Consider the following 16,063-nt stretch of genomic DNA (forward strand, 5'->3'; position numbering starts at 1 on the left):
GTCACACCTTCAGGTACTTGCGCAGCGCCACGAAGGCCGCAAGGGCCGGCATCAGCAGGCCGATGGCGAGGACGAGCGGCAGCTTCGCGAGCACGGCGTCCCAGCCGATGAAGTTGACCAGCTGCATCTTGTCGGCGAGCGCGATGCCGTGGTCGATGAGGAAGTACCGGCCGACCAGGAGCATGACGCAGGCGACGGCGCCGCCGAGGAGACCGGCGAAGGCGGCCTCCATGATGAACGGCATCTGGATGTAGAAGCTGGAGGCGCCGACCAGCCGCATGATGCCGGTCTCGCGCCGCCGGCTGAAGGCGGAGACACGCACCGTGTTGACGATCAGCATCAGCGCGATGACCAGCATCAGCCCCATGACGCCGAGGGCGGCCACGTTCATGCCGTTCATCAGGTCGAAGAGGTTCTGCAGGATGCCGCGCTGGTCCTGGACGGACTCCACACCGTCCCGGCCGGCGAAGGCGGTGGCGACGACCTTGTACTTCTCCGGGTTGTCGAGCTTGACCCGGAACGACTCCTGCATCTGGTCGGGCGTGATGACCGAGGCGATGGCGGTGTCGCTGTACTGCTCCTTGTAGTGCTTGTAGGCCTCGTCGGTCGTCTCGTGGTGGACGGTCTCGACGATGTCCATCTTCTTCAGATCGGCCTGGATCTGCTCCTTCTGCTGCGCGGTCACCGCGCCCTTGGCGCACTTGGGGGAGGTGGCCGCGTCGTTCTTGTTGCAGAGGAAGATGGAGACGTTGACCTTGTCGTACCAGTAGTCCTTCATCGTGCTGACCTGCTCGCGCATGAGCAGCGCACCGCCGAACAGGGCGAGCGAGAGGGCCACGGAGACGATGACGGCGAAGGTCATCGTGAGATTGCGGCGAAGGCCGACGCCGATCTCGGAGAGCACGAACTGAGCGCGCATGGTGATCTGTCCCCTACCTGCTCAGTGCTGGTATCCGTAGACGCCGCGCGCCTGGTCGCGGACGAGGCGGCCCTTCTCGAGCTCGATGACGCGCTTGCGCATCTGGTCGACGATGTTCTGGTCGTGGGTCGCCATGACGACGGTGGTCCCTGTCCTGTTGATCCGGTCGAGCAGCTTCATGATGCCGACGGAGGTCTGCGGGTCGAGGTTGCCGGTGGGCTCGTCCGCGATGAGCAGCATGGGCCGGTTGACGAAGGCCCGGGCGATGGCGACGCGCTGCTGCTCACCACCGGAGAGCTCGCCGGGCATCCGGTCCTCCTTGCCGCCGAGGCCGACGAGGTCGAGGACCTGGGGCACAGCCTTGCGGATCTCGCCACGCGGCTTGCCGATCACCTCCTGCGCGAAGGCGACGTTCTCGGCGACGGTCTTGTTGGGCAGCAGCCGGAAGTCCTGGAAGACGGTCCCGAGCTGGCGCCGCATCTGCGGCACCTTCCAGTTGGAGAGCCGGGCGAGGTCCTTGCCGAGGACGTGCACCTGGCCGTGGCTGCAGCGCTCCTCGCGCAGGATCAGCCGGAGGAAAGTCGACTTTCCGGAGCCGGAGGAACCGACGAGGAAGACGAACTCCCCCTTCTCGATCTCCAGGGATACATCCCGGAGCGCGGGGCGGTTCTGCTTCGGATAGGACTTGGAGACATTGTCGAATCGGATCACGGATGCACCACGGTCGGCCGGGAGTAGGTGTGCGCGACCTTACGCGACCCGGGATGACCCGCGCAGTCGCGGTCCCGGCTTGCGCGGTTTATCCTTTTCGCCCTGCGGGGCGGAAGCGTTGCGTTCCGGGTGTAATCCGACGGGGCGCGCCGAAACGCGTCGGAGCTGGCACAGTGGTAGGGGGAACGCTCGGGTGCCACCGGGCGTTGTCACTGGTGTGAACCCCGTGTGGACCGCTGTGCGGAAGCGGGAGGAGGAGAGCGCATGACGTATGACCGACTGGTGTGCGCCAACTGCGCGGCCCCCGTCGCGGAGGGTCGCTGCCCCGTCTGCCGCGCGAACCGGGAGCGCCTTGACCCGTCGACGGGCCTGACCCCGGCGATGGTGCTGGCCCTGGTGATCGCCCTGCTGGCGACGATGGCCCTGCTGGCGGCGCTGCAGGCCGCGTAGGGCCCGCGCGGAGCCCACAGACGGCTCGCACGCGAGCCGGAGACCGAGAACGCGAAGAGAGGGCCGGGGGTACGCCCCCGGCCCTCTCGTACGCGTGTACGCGCGTCGGCGCTACCGCTCGCCTCAGACGGCGGCGCGGCCACCGCCGACCAGACGCGGCAGCATCCGGAAGCCGATGCCACCGGCGATCATGGTCGCCGCACCGATGATCAGGAACGAGGTCTCGGCGGCGCCGGTCTCGGCCAGCTCCTCCTTGGCCTTGCCCTGCTCGACGGGCTGCGAGCCGGCGTTGTCGGTGTCGGGGTTGTTGCTCACGCACTCGGCGCCGTCGAGGTCGACGGTGCAGGTGCCGGTGCCACCGTCGGTGGAGGAGCCACCGTCGCTGCCACCGTTGGTGGCGGAGCCACCGTTGTTGCCGCCGTTGTCACCCTGGCCGCCGTTGTTGCCCTGACCGCCGTTGTTGCCCTGGCCGCCGTTGTTGCCGCCCTGGCTGGTGTTCCCGGAGGACGTACCGGTCGAGGTACCGGTCGAGGTACCGGTCGACGTGCCCGTCGAGGTGCCCGTGGACGTACCGGTCGAGGTACCCGTGGACGTGCCCGTCGAGGTGCCGGTCGAGGTGCCCGTGGACGTACCGGTCGAGGTACCCGTCGAGGTGCCCGTGGACGTGCCGGTCGAGGTACCGGTGGACGTGCCGGTCGAAGTACCCGTCGAGGTACCGGTCGACGTACCCGTCGAAGTACCCGTGGAGGTACCGGTCGAAGTACCCGTGGACGTACCGGTCGAAGTACCCGTGGACGTGCCGGTCGACGTGCCCGTGGACGTACCGGTCGAGGTGCCCGTGGACGTGCCCGTCGAGGTACCGGTCGACGTACCCGTCGACGTACCCGTGGACGTGCCGGTCGACGTACCCGTCGAAGTACCGGTCGAGGTACCGGTGGACGTACCGCTCGACGTGCCGGCGTCCACGCCACCGTCGGCGCCGCCGTCCTCGCCTTCCTCGCCGCCCTGAACGCCGGCCTGGACCTCGATCGTGCCGTCGTTGACCTCGGCCCCGAAGGACACACCCACGGCGGAAGCGGCGCCCGCAGCGGTGAGCGACGCGCCGGCCGCGATCACCGCGCCGGCCGCTATACGCGCTACACGGATCCGCGTCTTCTTGGTCATCTGGCTGCTACCCCCAGTAGCTCATCTCGTCATTGGAGCAGCGCTCGGGGCTTCGGGCAGCGGGAGCGGCGTGTCACTCAACCGGCCCCCGTGCGCACACGCCCCAGAGATACGCATGCAGCCTGTCACCCTTCCGACTTTCCGCATACGCGTCAAGGACGTTGCGCGTGCGATGCCCGAAAGATCACCAGTTGCCCGCCATGCGGGGATGCAACTGTGACGTAAACGTAGAACTACCGGCCCTCCGGGGCGAGTTCCCAAGTCGACAAAGCGTCAGGAAGTGCGAGTTCCCCCTTGCGCCCGCGAATCGGGACCGGACCCGCGCGCGAAACGGCACCGGGCCCCGCGCGCGTACGCGGGGCCCGGTGCCGTGGTGAGCGGAGCGGGAGGTTACTTCTCCTGCTGCTTGCGCCAGCGGATGCCCGCCTCCAGGAAGCCGTCGATCTCGCCGTCGAGGACCGACTGCGGGTTGCCGACCTCGAACTCCGTGCGGAGGTCCTTGACCATCTGGTACGGGTGCAGGACGTACGAGCGCATCTGGTTGCCCCACGAGCTGCCGCCGTCGCCCTTCAGGGCGTCCATCTTGGCGCGCTCCTCCTGGCGCTGGCGCTCGAGGAGCTTGGCCTGGAGGACGTTCATGGCGCTCGCCTTGTTCTGGATCTGGGAGCGCTCGTTCTGGCAGGAGACCACGATGCCGGTCGGGATGTGCGTGATGCGCACCGCCGAGTCGGTCGTGTTGACGCCCTGGCCGCCGGGGCCCGACGCGCGGTAGACGTCCACGCGCAGGTCGGACTCGTCGATCTCGACGTGGTCCGAGGACTCGACGACCGGCAGGATCTCGACGCCCGCGAACGAGGTCTGGCGGCGGCCCTGGTTGTCGAACGGGGAGATGCGGACGAGACGGTGCGTGCCCTGCTCGACGGAGAGCGTGCCGTACGCGTACGGGGCCTTGACCACGAAGGTGGTCGACTTGATGCCGGCCTCTTCCGCGTACGAGGTCTCGTAGACCTCCGTGCCGTAGCCGTGCCGCTCGGCCCAGCGCAGGTACATGCGCTGGAGCTGCTCCGCGAAGTCGGCGGCGTCCACACCGCCCGCCTCGGCGCGGATGTTGACCAGCGCCTCGCGCTCGTCGTACTCGCCGGAGAGGAGCGTGCGGACTTCCATCTCGTCCAGCGACTTGCGCACCGCGGCGAGCTCCGTCTCCGCCTCGACGCGGGTGTCCGGGTCGTCCATCTCCTCGGCGAGCTCGAAGAGCACCCCGAGGTCGTCGATCCGGCCACGCAGGGCCTCGGTCTTGCGGACCTGGGCCTGGAGGTGCGAAAGCTTGCTGGTGATCTTCTGCGCCGCCTCCGGGTCGTCCCAGAGGGACGGGGCCGCGGCCTGCTCTTCGAGCACGGCGATGTCTGCCCTCATCTTTTCGAGGTCCAGTACGGCCTCGATCGACCCCATGGTCGAGGAGAGGGACTTCAGCTCTTCGGATACATCGACGACTGCCACGCGTCCAGCGTAACGGCTCCCCGCACATCCCCGGCCCCCGCGATCAGGGCCGGGTGGACGTCCTGGAGTCCTGCGGAGGCGTGTCGGACTCGTCCGCGGTCGCCAGGTAGCCGCCCACCCCGACCGCGCCGGCGACCAGGAGCGCCGCGACGGAGAGGGTGATCCGGCGCTTGCGGACCGTCTCCGCCTTGTGCCGGGCCGAGCCCGGGCGGCGGGCGCCCGCCGAGCGCGGGGCGCGGGCCGTGCCCAGGGGGCCGCCCGCGAGTTCGTCGGGGGCGGGGACGCGCATGGAGGTGTGGGTGTCCCGGTTGGAGTCCGGGGACGCGCCCGGGACCAGGGGCACCGCGGCCCGGCGCGGGGTGGCCGTTCCGGCGGCCGTGCCCGTGCCGCCCGGGCCCGCGCCCGTGGCGTACGGGTCGTCCTCGCGCGGCTCCTGGGCCTGCTGCTCCGCGTCGTCGGGCTCGTCCACGTCCAGCGGCGGCAGCCCCTTGAGCAGCGGCAGGCACTCGCGCAGCCGGCTGCCCAGCTCCGAGGCGCGCAGCCGGGACGCGGGGGCCTTCGCGAGGCACTGGACGATCAGCTGCCACAGCTCCTCGGGGATGCCGGGCAGCGGGACGACGGTCTCCGTGACGTGGCGGCGCAGCACGGCGCCCGGGTGGCCGCCGCCGAAGGGCGTGAAGCCGGCCAGCAGCTCGTACAGCACGGTCGCGAGGGCGTAGATGTCGACGGCGGCGCGCGGCGGCAGGCCCTCGACGATCTCCGGGGCGAGGTAGTCCGGCGTGCCGATGATCCGCGTGGCCTTGGTGCGGCCGGGCGTGTCGATGAGTTTGGCGACGCCGAAGTCGGTGAGGAGCGCCGGGTGGGCGCCGCCGGGGCCGAGCGGGCCCTCCATGTCGAGCAGGATGTTCTCGGGCTTGACGTCCCGGTGGACGACCCCGGCTCTGTGCGCGGCGGCGAGGCCGTCCGCGACGTCCGCGATGATCGCGACGGCCGCCTCGGGGGCGAGCCTGCGCTCGCGGTCGAGGCGGGTGCGCAGGTCGGTGCCGCGGACGAGGTCCATCACGAGCGCGAGGTCGTTTCCGTCGACGACGAGGTCGCGGACGGCGACGACCCGGGGGTGGTCGAGACCGAGCAGGGCGGTGCGTTCCTGGACGAAGCGGCCGACGAGCTCCTGGTCCGAGGCCAGGTCCTCGCGCAGCAGCTTGATGGCGACGGGGCCCTCCGGGCCCTCGCCGAGCCACACCGTGCCGGCGCTGCCACGGCCGAGGATCTGGTGGGCCGTGTAGCGGCTGCCGATATTGCGTGCCAAGACTGCTCCCTCAGCGGCTGGCGGACGCGTCAAAGTTACGCGTCCGCAGCCGCCGGTCGTCACTTCCGAAGCGAAATCACCCCTCGGAAGTCGATAAATCGGCAGACTTACTGCCCGTACCGCCGGTCTACTGCCCGGTACCGCCGGTGGTGGTACCGCTCGTGCTGCCGCTTCCGGAGTCCGCGAGGCCGGAGACCCAGTCGGTGAAGGAGGAGATTCCGTCGCCGATGGCCTGCCAGTAGCTCTTGCCCTCGGCGATCCAGCTCTGGAGCGGGGTCAGCTCCCAGATGAGCCAGCCGGCGACCACGAACATCAGGATCGAGAAGAGACAGCCCTTGAGGCAGCCGAGCCCGGGGATCCGCATGGGGTTGGCGCTGCGCCGGCGCGGCTGTCGCGGCTCGCGCGGAGCGGGCGGCTGCGGAGCCTGCGGGGCGGGCTGCGGCGGGGTGTAGGCCTGCTGCGGCGGGTGGTACTGCTGCTGCGGCGCGGGCGCGTACTGCTGCTGTGGAGGCTGCTGCTGGTACTGCGGCCGCTGGGGCTGCTGGTACGGCTGCGGAGCCTGCCGCTGCTGGTGCTGCTGGGGCTGGTGCTGCGGCGGCTGCGGCTGGCGCTGCGGGCGGCGGCGCAGGGGGTCCTGGCTCGGGTCCAGGTACTGGATCTGCGTCTGCTCGTTGCGGTCGCGGGCGGCGGCCAGCTGGCTCTGCCAGGGGTGCGGCTGCTCCTCGCCCGGCCCGGTCTGCGGCGGCTGCGACGGTACGGGCGGCAGGACCGCCGTCGGGTCGGCGCCTCCGCCCATCGGGCCGCTGGTCTGCATGACGCTGGTCGGGGCGGCCGGGTCGTACTGCCCGGCGTTGCTCGGCAGCACCTGGGTCGGGTCGGCGGCACCGGGCATCCCCGGGACCGGCGCGGGCGCCGGGTCGGGGGCGAGCAGCGCGCCGACGCCGTCGGCGGCCTCGATCTGCGCGGGCGTGGAGTGCACGCCGATGCCCGCCGCGACCGTACGCAGCCCGCGGGCCAGGTTCTCGGCGCTCGGCCTGCGGTCGGGGTCCTTGCTCAGGCAGCGCTCTATGACCGTCCACAGCGGGGCGGGCACGGTCGAGGGGCGCCTCGGCTCCTCGCTGAGGTGCCGGTGCAGGACTTCGAGCGCGGTGCCACCGGCGAACGGGGGACGGCCGGTGACCAGCTCGTAGAGCAGGATGCCGGCGCCGTAGATGTCGACGGCGGAGGTCTGCGGGCGGCCCTCGGCGGACTCCGGCGCGACGTACGCGGGCGTGCCGACGAACTCGTGCGTACGGGTCAGGCCCGGGGAGTCGGCGAGGCGGGCGATGCCGAAGTCGGTCAGCATCGGGTGCATCTCGCCGTTCTGCTCGGCGAGCAGCACGTTGGCGGGCTTGAGGTCGCGGTGGACGACGCCGTCGGCGTGGCTGGCGGCGAGCGCGTCGGCGATCTGCGCGGTCAGCAGCGCGGCGGCGACCGGGGTGAGCGGGCCGTTCTCGCGGATGTAGCGGTGCAGGTCCGGGCCCTCGACGAGGTCCATGACCAGGGCGAGGACATCGCCCTCGACGACCAGGTCGCGGGTGCGCACGATGTTCGGGTGGGTGAGCCGGAGCAGCACGGACCGCTCGCGCAGGAAGCGCATCACGATGTCCGCGTCGTTGGCCAGCTCCTCCTTGAGGACCTTGATCGCCACGGTCTCGCCGGGCTGACCCTGCACGGCCGCCTCGGCGCCCGCGGCCTCCCTCTGGCGGGCTCGCCAGACGGTGCCCGTGGCGCCGCGTCCGAGCGGCTCCTCGAGCAGGTACTTGCTGCCGATTGGCCGCACGTCACGCGCTCCCTGCTGATCGTGGTCCTGGGATTCCCGGGTTCCTGTCCTGAGTTGTGACCCGTCCGGGTGTCCGACCCACTTTAGTGCCGCCGAACGGGTCAACGGTCGACCTGTGGACGGCTGATTCCGGCATACGACTTGTCCGAAAACAAGACGCTCGGGCGCCGCCGGTGGTTGCCGCGCACGTCCGAAGGCGTTCCCAACCAGGCACTTTTAGGTCCACAGCCGACCATTCAAGATCACTTGGAGGCGACCCGCGGGCGGGTTGTCGGTGGCAGGTGCGAGGATGCACACAGCACGTCGCGTAGCGGGTCGGGAGCCCCTCGTGCCGTGCCGACCTGTACCGGACGACGCGTCCGTGCCGGGTGGGGGGAGGCACCGGGCGGTTCCCCTGCCGGGCACCCGCGCAGAAGGGACCGCTGACGGCGATGCAGATCCGGCTGACCGTCCTCGCGCCGCACGCCGGGCACGGCGCCGGGCGCGCCTGCGACGTGCTCGTCACCGCCCCGGCGGGGACGGCCCTGGCCGCCGTGGCCTCCCAGCTCGCCGCGGCCGTCTCGGGACCGGACAGCTCCCTGTCCGGTTCCACCGTGCTGTACGCGGGCCGGGAGCGGCTCGACGCGCGCCGTTGCTCGCTCGGCGAGCCCCCGCTGGTCGACGGCGCGATCCTCACGCTGCAGGTCCCCGGCGAGGACGACCTCCCGGCCGAGGACGCCTCGGCCCGGCTGCACGTCGTCGCGGGCCCCGACGCGGGAGGCGTGCACCTGCTGCACCGCGGACCGATCAGAATCGGCCGTTCCCTCGACGCGGACGTCCCGCTCGACGACCCGGACGTCTCCCGGGTGCACTGCACGGTGACGGTCGGCGCCGACGGCCGGGTCACGGTCGCGGACGCCGGTTCCACGAACGGCACGACGCTGGACGGCGTCCCGGTCGGCGACCGACCGGTCCCGCTGGCCCCCGGCGCCCTCCTGCGCCTCGGCGAGTCCGCCCTCCGCCTCACGGGCCCCGAGGACGGCGGTCCGGCCGCCCTGACGACGGCGCCCGACGGCGAGGGCCACCTGCGTGTGGAGCTCGCGACACCGGGGCCCGGGGCGGGTACGGCCGATTCCGGGGCCTCCGTGCCCGAGCCGCACGAGCGGCCGGCCCCCGGCACGGCCTCCGACGACGGCTCCGCGGCCGGCCCGCCCCCGCACGCGCGCGTGGCCGACGCGCTGGACACGGGGACGGACGGCGAGGGCGCGGGCGAGGGGCACAGCAGGATCCGGCGGACCGAGCGCGAGGCCCCGGCGCCGCGCGGCAGGCGGGGGATAGGAGCCTGGGCCCGCCGCTTCACCGGTGCCAGGGAGGACGTCCAGGACCCGCACCCCGGCGACTCCGGCACGGACACCCACACCCGGCAGCACGGCGTCGATCGGCTCACCGGCCCCGCCGCGCCGACCGCCGAGACGTGGCCGGACCCGGCGTCCGTACTGCTCACCGCCCTCGGGCCCGGGCCCCGGCTCTGGGAGCGCGGGGCGGACCACCCCGAGGCGCTCGTCGTCCGGCTCGGCACGACCGACCGGGCCGAGCTGTCCGGGGTGCCCGTCACCGTCGGGCTGCGTGAGGCGGGCTCGCTCGGGCTCGCGGGCCCCGGCGCCCGGCTCGCAGGCCTCGCGCGCTCCGTGGTGGCTCAGCTCGCGGCCCTGCACTCCCCCGCCGACCTGGAGATCGTGCTGATCAGCGCGGACCGCGCGCGCCCCGTCGAGGAGCGGCGCCGGGCCTGGGGCTGGCTCGGCTGGCTCCCGCAGCTGCGCCCGGCCCACGGCCAGGACTGCCGTCTCCTCCTCGCGTACGACCGCGACCAGGCCCAGGCGCGTACGGCGGAGCTGACCCGACGGCTCGACGACGGACCGCTCGGGCCCGGCTGGCCGAGCGCCGACCGCGCGACGGTCGCGGAGGCGGCGGCGCGGTACGCGGGGCCGGTGACGGTCGTGATCGTGGACGGCGACCCCGGTTCGGCGGCGCTGCGCGAGACCACCGCCCGGCTCGCGGGGGTCGGGGCGGCCGCCGGCATCCATCTGATCTGTCTGGCCGAGGCCCCGGCCGCGTCGCCGGTCTCCCCCGTCGCGGCGACGTACGAGAGCGCCTGCGCGGCCTCGCTCGCGTTCCGCGAGTGCGGGGCGGTCGCGCTGCTGAGCGGTGACGTGGCGACGGCGCTGCGGCTGCTGCGCACGGCGGGCGGACGGGCCGCGGGCCACGGGACGGTGGGCGTGGCGGACGCGGTCTCGGTGGCCTGGGCGGAGCGCTTCGGCCGGGCGCTCGCCCCGCTGCGCACGGACGCCCCGGCGGCGCGGGGGCGGACGGCCGCGACGGCGCTGCCCCGGTCCGCGCGGCTCCTCGACGAGCTGGGGCTCGCACGGGCGACGCCCGCCTCGCTGCTCGCGCGCTGGGCGGCGGCCGGGGACGGTACGGCCGTCCTGGGCGCCGGGCCGCGCGGGCCGGTCTCGGTCGACCTGACCGCGGAAGGACCCCATCTGCTGATCGAGGGGCCCGCGGGCAGCGGGCGGACGGAGCTGCTCCGCTCGATCGCGGCGTCCCTGGCGGCCGGTGGCCGCCCGGACCGGCTGGGGCTGCTCCTCGTGGACGGCGCGGGCGGTGAGCGCGGCGAGGGGCTCGCGGCGTGCACGGAGCTGCCGCATGTCACCGAGCACCTCGTGGCGTCCGACCCGGTGCGCATGCGGGAGTTCGCGCAGGCGCTGGGCGCGGAGCTGAAGCGGCGCGCGGAGATCCTGGGCGACGGGCACTTCGCGGACCGCCAGGCCGCGCGCATGATCGGCCAGCGCGCGCCGAGCGCGGCGGAGTCCCTGCCGCCGGGCACCGCCGCCCGCATCCCGGACGCCCGCAAGGGCGACCTGGGCGACCGCCCGAGCGGCCGCACCCTCCGGACGGGCGAGGGCCCGGTCGGCGACCGCCCGGGCACGACCGCCACCCCCCGCCCGACCGGCACGGACACCCCGCGCCCGGGCGCCGAAGACATCCCGTACCGCCCGAGCGGCCGGACCCCCCACCCGGGCGCCGACGACCTCACGTACCTGCCCAGCGGCCGAACCCCCCGCCCGGGCGCGGACGTTCTGGGCGACCGCCCCAGCGGCCGGACGCTCCACCCCGGCGCGGACGACCTGACCTACAGGCCGAGCGGGCGCACGCCCCACCCCGGCTCCGACGTTCTCGGCGACCGCCCCAGCGGCCGGACGCCCCGCCCGGCCGGCACGGACACCCCGCGCCCGGGTGCCGACGACGTCCCGTACGTGCCCAGCGGGCGTACCCCCCGCCCGGGCGCGGACGTTCTGGGCGACCGGTCCAGCGGGCGCACCCCGCACCCCGGCTCCGGCGACCTCGGCGACCGCCCCGGTGACGAGGCCGCAGCGCTTCCTCGGCTCGTCGTGCTCGTCGACGACTTCGACGCGCTCGTGGCCCCCGCGCTCGGCTCCCCCGGCCGGCCGGCCGCCGGGTCCGTCGTACGGGCCCTGGAAGCCGTCGCGCGCGGCGGGGCACGCCTCGGGGTGCACCTCGTCGCGACCTCGTCGCGCCCCGACCGTACGGCGGACACGGAGCTGGCCCACGGCGCCCGGCTGCGGATCGTGCTCGACGCGGCCCCGGCCGCACCCGGCCCCGACGACCCCGCGCCCGGCCGGGGGCGGCTCGGCCACCCGGACGGCCGGGTGACCCCGTTCCAGGCCGGCCGGGTCACCGGCCGCATCCCGCGCACGGCGACGCTCCGGCCGACGGTGGTCCCGCTGGAGTGGGAGCGGATGGGCGACCCGCCCACCCGCCGGCCGGTCCGCGAACTCGGCAACGGCCCGACCGACCTCGCGCTCCTCGCCAGCGCGCTCGACCGCGCCGCCCGCTCGCTCGACGCGTCCCCGATCTCCCCGCTGACCCCCGCGACCCGCGCCTGACGGCGCGCGGGGAGCCGCCTTCCTCGCCTTCCGGCACCCGTTCGTGCCGGGAGGGACAGCGGGCGCGGTGAGGTGAGGGGCGCAGGGGCACAGGCTCCGAGCGGGCGCGGTGAGGCGAGGGGCCCGGGGCACCCGCCCCGAGCGGGCACGGTGAGGCGAGGGACCCGGAGGCATCGGCTCCGAGCGCGCGTGGCCGGTGCACGGACGGCACCCGCCCGCGCCGCTACGCCTTGAGCGCCGCCACCGCCGCGCGCGCGAGGTCGTCCACGTACCCCTCGGGCAGCTCGCCGCGCACCACCACGAGCCGCCAGTAGAGCGGGCCCACGATCAGGTCCAGGGCCCGGTCAGGGTCCGCGTCCGCCGCCAACTCGCCACGCGCCACGGCCTCGCGGACGATCTGCGCCACCACGCCCTGCTGGCTGTCGAGCAGCGCGGCCTTGATCGCCTCGGCGATCTCCGGCTGCCGCGCGGCCTCCACCAGCAGGTCCGGGATGACCTGGGAGGCCACCGGGTGGCGCAGGGCGTGCGAGCCGACGACGAGGAGCGCGCGGACGTCCCCGTACAGCGAACCGGTCGCCGGGGCCGGCAGCCCCTGCGCGGCGAAGGCGCCGAGCAGGTCGAGGACGAGCGAGAGCTTCGACTTCCAGCGGCGGTAGACGGCGGTCTTGCCGACCCCCGCGCGGCGCGCGATGCCCTCGATGGACATCCGGGCGAAGCCGACGGCGGCCAGCTCCTCGAAGACGGCGGCGCGGATGGCCTCGGTCACGTCCTCCCGGAGCACGGCGGCTCCCGCGGGAGCGCGTCGGGGGGTTCCGGGAGGTGGGGTCATGAGCGGGATCCTAGCCAACGCCACGCTCACGTCACGACGGAACGGTTGCGTTGCGACGTACCTCCGTCCTACTCTCCCCGTAGCGACGATACGGACCCGTTCCACCGTCACTGTCGTTCCACACCCCACGCTCCCCTCGTCGAAAGCGACCTCGTGACCACCGAGACGCTCACGAAACCCACTCCCACCCCCGGGGCCGCCCAGACCCCGGCCCCGGACGAAGATCTCCGCGCGCTCGCCCTGCGCCACGGCCTCTCGGTCAGCGGGGCCCGCCCGACCCTCCCCGCGTACGTCCGGCAGCTCTGGTCACGGCGCGGGTTCATCACCGCCTTCGCGACCGCCCGGCTCACGGCCCAGTACAGCAACGCGAAGCTCGGACAGCTCTGGCAGCTGATGACCCCGCTGCTCAACGCGGCGGTCTACTACCTGATCTTCGGCATCCTGATGAACGTCCAGGAGGGGATCCCGGACTACGTCCCGTTCCTGATCACGGGCGTCTTCGTGTGGACCTTCACCTCCCAGTCGATCATGACGGGCACCCGCGCCATCAGCGGGAACCTCGGCCTCGTCCGCGCCCTGCACTTCCCCCGCGCGAGCCTCCCGATCGCCCTCGCGCTGCAGCAGCTCCAGCAGCTGGTGCTCTCGCTCGCCGCGCTGGTCGGGATCCTGTTCTGCTTCGGCGAGTTCCCGCGCTGGAGCTGGCTGCTCGCCGTTCCCGCGCTCTTCCTCCAGGCTCTGTTCAACACGGGCGTGGCGCTCGCGATGGCCCGGCTCGCCGCGCGCACGCCCGACATCGCCCAGCTGATGCCCTTCCTGCTGCGCACCTGGATGTACGTCTCCGGTGTCATGTGGTCCCTCGACCACCTGGCCCGCAGCGGCCGGCTCCCGGAGCTGGTGATCACGGCCCTGCAGTGCAATCCGGCGAGCGTCTACATCGACCTGATGCGCTTCGCCCTGATCGAGAGCTTCTCCGCGGGCCAACTGCCCTCCCACGTCTGGGCGCTCGCCGCCGGCTGGGCGCTGGTGGCCTTCGCGGGCGGGTTCATCTACTTCTGGAAGGCAGAGGAGACGTACGGCCGTGGCTGAACAGACCCTGACGACGGCGCCCGCACCGGGGACCGCGGACCGCGAACCCACCGTCGTCGCCGACGATGTCCACATCACCTACACCGTCAACGGCGCCCGTACCGGCAAGGGCAGCGCCACGGCGGCGCTCGGCCGGATCTTCGCGCGCCGCGCCACGCCCGGCGCGCGCAAGGTCCACGCGGTCAAGGGCGTCAGCTTCGCCGCGTACCGGGGCGAGGCGATCGGCCTGATCGGTTCGAACGGTTCGGGGAAGTCCACCCTCCTCAAGGCCGTCGCGGGCCTGCTGCCGGTCAACCGCGGCAGCATCTACACCCGGGGTCAGCCCTCCCTGCTCGGCGTGAACGCGGCGCTGATGAACGATCTGACCGGCGAGCGGAACGTGATCCTCGGCGGGCTCGCGATGGGCATGACGCGCGGGGAGGTCGCCGACCGCTACGACGACATCGTGGACTTCTCCGGGATCAACGAGAAGGGCGACTTCATCTCGCTGCCCATGCGCACCTACTCCTCCGGCATGGGCGCCCGGCTCCGCTTCTCCATCGCGGCCGCCAAGAGCCACGACGTGCTGCTGATCGACGAGGCGCTGTCCACGGGCGACGCCCGGTTCCGCCGCCGCAGCCAGGAACGGATCGACGAGCTGCGGGCCGAGGCCGGCACCGTCTTCCTCGTCTCCCACTCGAACTCGACCATCACCGAGACCTGCGACCGGGCGCTGTGGCTGGAGGCGGGGACGCTGCGGATGGACGGCCCGGCGAAGGAGGTGGTGGCGGCGTACGAGGCGTTCACCAAGAAGGGCTGACAAAACCCCGGAAATACCCCCAAACCACAATAGAGTGCGGTTTCGATGACGACGCATCGCGACCGCACCCCACAGCCCCCGCCCCAGCACCCGACCCGACCCGACCACGACGAGCCCGGGCGGGCGGACGACGGCCCCGGGCCGGCGGACGACGTACTCGCGCGGGCCGACGACACGCTCGGGCGGGCCGACGACGCGCTCGGGCGGGCCGACGAGAATCTCGCGCAGGCCGACGACACACCCGCGCGGGCCGACGACCGATCGACCTGCGCCCCCGCGCCACCCGCCCTCACCGGTTCCCCCTTCGAGTCGGACACGTTCACCGCCGCGACCTTCGTCAACGTCGGCCGCGGCTCCGCCCTCGCCCTGACCGTCGTCTGGGTCCTCACCCGCGCGGGCATGCTGCTGCTCCTGCTCCGCGACGACCTGGGCATCGGCGGGGTCAGCCGCGAGGTGTACGTCCTCTACCAGATCTGGTACCGCCAGTTCGCCCAGGGCACCTACCCCGTGGACGACGTCACCTGGCAGTACCCGCCCGGCGCGGGCCTGGTCATCATGTCCCCCGGCGCGCTGCCCTGGCTCACGTACTTCCAGGCCTTCGTCGCCCTCACCCTCCTCGCCGACGCCGTCGTCGCCCTGGCGCTCGCCCGCGCCGACAGCAGCCGTGTGACGCACGGCGCCTGGGTCTGGGTCGCCGGGCTCCCGCTGCTCCTGCACATCCCCCTCGCCCGGTACGACGTCCAGGTCACCGCCCTCGCCGTGCTCGCCCTGCTCGCGGTGGCGTCCCGCTCGGCCGCCGGACACCGGATCGGCGGCGCCCTCGCCGGGCTCGGCGCGCTGGTCAAGGTGTGGCCGGTGCTGACCCTGATCGGCACGCCCCGGGGGCGGACGACCCGGGACGCCTGGATCGCCGCGGCCACCACCGTCCTCGCGCTCCTCGCGATCCTGGCGCTCTGCTTCTCCGACTCGCTCGCCTTCCTGCGCCAGCAGGGCAGCCGCGGCATCCAGATCGAGTCCCTGGGCGGCACCGCGCTCTCGCTCGCGCGGGCGGCGGACCTCTGGCCGGGCGGCGTCGAGTACCGCTACGGCGCCTTCGAGTACGTCGGCCCGTACGTCTCCAGCGTGGGCCGGTTCGCCCTGCTCCTGACCGCGCTCGCCTTCGTCTGGCTGCTGATCTGGCGGCTGCGGGCGCGCACCTGGACCGAGGCGACCCCGCTGGACGCGGCGCTCGCCGCCGTCCTGCTGTTCACGGTCACCAGCCGGGTGATCAGCCCGCAGTACATGATCTGGCTGCTCGGCCTCGCCGCCGTCTGTCTGACCTCCCGCCGGACCGTGATGCGGCCGGTGGCGCTGCTGCTCCTGCCGACGGCCGGGCTGAGCTCACTGGCGTACCCGCTCCTCTACGAGGAGGTGGTGGCCGGTTCCTGGGAGGGCGTGACGATCATGGTGCTCCGCAACGGGCTGCTGCTCGCGGCGGCCCTGCTCGCGGCGCGCCGACTGTGGACGTCGACGACACGGAAGTGACCCCACGGA

Annotated in this window: 12 protein-coding genes; 5 read left to right on the forward strand and 7 right to left on the reverse strand. The window is 73.3% G+C overall.

Annotation, left to right across the window (positions count from 1 at the left end; translation table 11 throughout):
• Window position 1: 1 nt before the first annotated feature.
• Both ftsX and ftsE read right to left on the reverse strand, forming a co-directional pair.
• The gene (gene ftsX / locus AB0E14_RS27130) at window positions 2-919 is read right to left on the reverse strand and encodes a permease-like cell division protein FtsX (RefSeq protein WP_362423403.1); all 918 of its coding nucleotides are present in this window, start codon (window positions 917-919) and stop codon (window positions 2-4) included.
• A 21-nt stretch (window positions 920-940) separates the two neighbouring features.
• Window positions 941-1,630 carry a cell division ATP-binding protein FtsE gene (ftsE, locus tag AB0E14_RS27135; RefSeq protein WP_260229593.1) on the reverse strand — a complete coding sequence of 230 codons (690 nt, stop codon included), beginning with the start codon at window positions 1,628-1,630 and terminating at the stop codon, window positions 941-943.
• Window positions 1,631-1,894: 264 nt separating this feature from the next.
• Here ftsE and AB0E14_RS27140 point away from each other — a divergent pair, with 264 nt between their 5' ends.
• Window positions 1,895-2,080 (forward strand): hypothetical protein, encoded by a 186-nt coding sequence (locus AB0E14_RS27140; RefSeq protein ID WP_362011899.1) that lies wholly within the window; start codon window positions 1,895-1,897, stop codon window positions 2,078-2,080.
• A gap of 123 nt (window positions 2,081-2,203) precedes the next feature.
• Here AB0E14_RS27140 and AB0E14_RS27145 read toward each other — a convergent pair whose 3' ends face one another.
• The 4 genes from AB0E14_RS27145 to AB0E14_RS27160 all read right to left on the reverse strand — a co-directional run bounded on the left by AB0E14_RS27145 (window position 2,204) and on the right by AB0E14_RS27160 (window position 7,872).
• Window positions 2,204-3,244, reverse strand: a complete 1,041-nt coding sequence (locus tag AB0E14_RS27145) for an LPXTG cell wall anchor domain-containing protein (protein ID WP_362423407.1) — start codon at window positions 3,242-3,244, stop codon at window positions 2,204-2,206.
• Between the two features lie 390 nt (window positions 3,245-3,634).
• The gene (gene prfB / locus AB0E14_RS27150) at window positions 3,635-4,741 is read right to left on the reverse strand and encodes a peptide chain release factor 2 (RefSeq protein WP_362423410.1); all 1,107 of its coding nucleotides are present in this window, start codon (window positions 4,739-4,741) and stop codon (window positions 3,635-3,637) included.
• A 43-nt stretch (window positions 4,742-4,784) separates the two neighbouring features.
• Window positions 4,785-6,050, reverse strand: a complete 1,266-nt coding sequence (locus AB0E14_RS27155; protein ID WP_362423414.1) for a serine/threonine-protein kinase — start codon at window positions 6,048-6,050, stop codon at window positions 4,785-4,787.
• A 127-nt stretch (window positions 6,051-6,177) separates the two neighbouring features.
• Entirely contained in the window at window positions 6,178-7,872 is a 1,695-nt protein-coding gene (locus AB0E14_RS27160; protein WP_362423417.1) for a protein kinase, read from the reverse strand.
• A gap of 431 nt (window positions 7,873-8,303) precedes the next feature.
• Between AB0E14_RS27160 and AB0E14_RS27165 the strand changes: the two genes are divergently transcribed.
• The gene (locus AB0E14_RS27165) at window positions 8,304-11,816 is read left to right on the forward strand and encodes an FHA domain-containing protein (protein WP_362423420.1); all 3,513 of its coding nucleotides are present in this window, start codon (window positions 8,304-8,306) and stop codon (window positions 11,814-11,816) included.
• A gap of 223 nt (window positions 11,817-12,039) precedes the next feature.
• Here the strand turns inward: AB0E14_RS27165 and AB0E14_RS27170 are convergent, their stop codons facing one another.
• On the reverse strand, window positions 12,040-12,645 hold the full coding sequence (locus tag AB0E14_RS27170; protein ID WP_362423423.1) for a TetR/AcrR family transcriptional regulator: 606 nt from the start codon (window positions 12,643-12,645) through the stop codon (window positions 12,040-12,042).
• A gap of 153 nt (window positions 12,646-12,798) precedes the next feature.
• On the opposite strand from AB0E14_RS27170, the gene AB0E14_RS27175 reads away from it, so the two are divergent.
• The 3 genes from AB0E14_RS27175 to AB0E14_RS27185 all read left to right on the forward strand — a co-directional run bounded on the left by AB0E14_RS27175 (window position 12,799) and on the right by AB0E14_RS27185 (window position 16,054).
• Complete coding sequence (locus tag AB0E14_RS27175) at window positions 12,799-13,731, forward strand: ABC transporter permease (protein ID WP_362423426.1); 933 nt, start codon at window positions 12,799-12,801, stop codon at window positions 13,729-13,731.
• Window positions 13,724-14,530: an ABC transporter ATP-binding protein gene (locus AB0E14_RS27180; protein ID WP_362423429.1), complete on the forward strand. Its 807-nt coding sequence runs from the start codon at window positions 13,724-13,726 to the stop codon at window positions 14,528-14,530. Before AB0E14_RS27175 ends, AB0E14_RS27180 begins: the two co-directional genes overlap by 8 nt.
• 399 nt (window positions 14,531-14,929) lie before the next feature.
• Window positions 14,930-16,054 (forward strand): glycosyltransferase 87 family protein, encoded by a 1,125-nt coding sequence (locus tag AB0E14_RS27185; RefSeq protein WP_362423489.1) that lies wholly within the window; start codon window positions 14,930-14,932, stop codon window positions 16,052-16,054.
• Window positions 16,055-16,063 lie beyond the last annotated feature (9 nt).

This window comes from Streptomyces sp. NPDC047981, from assembly GCF_040653315.1.
Lineage (GTDB): Bacteria > Actinomycetota > Actinomycetes > Streptomycetales > Streptomycetaceae > Streptomyces.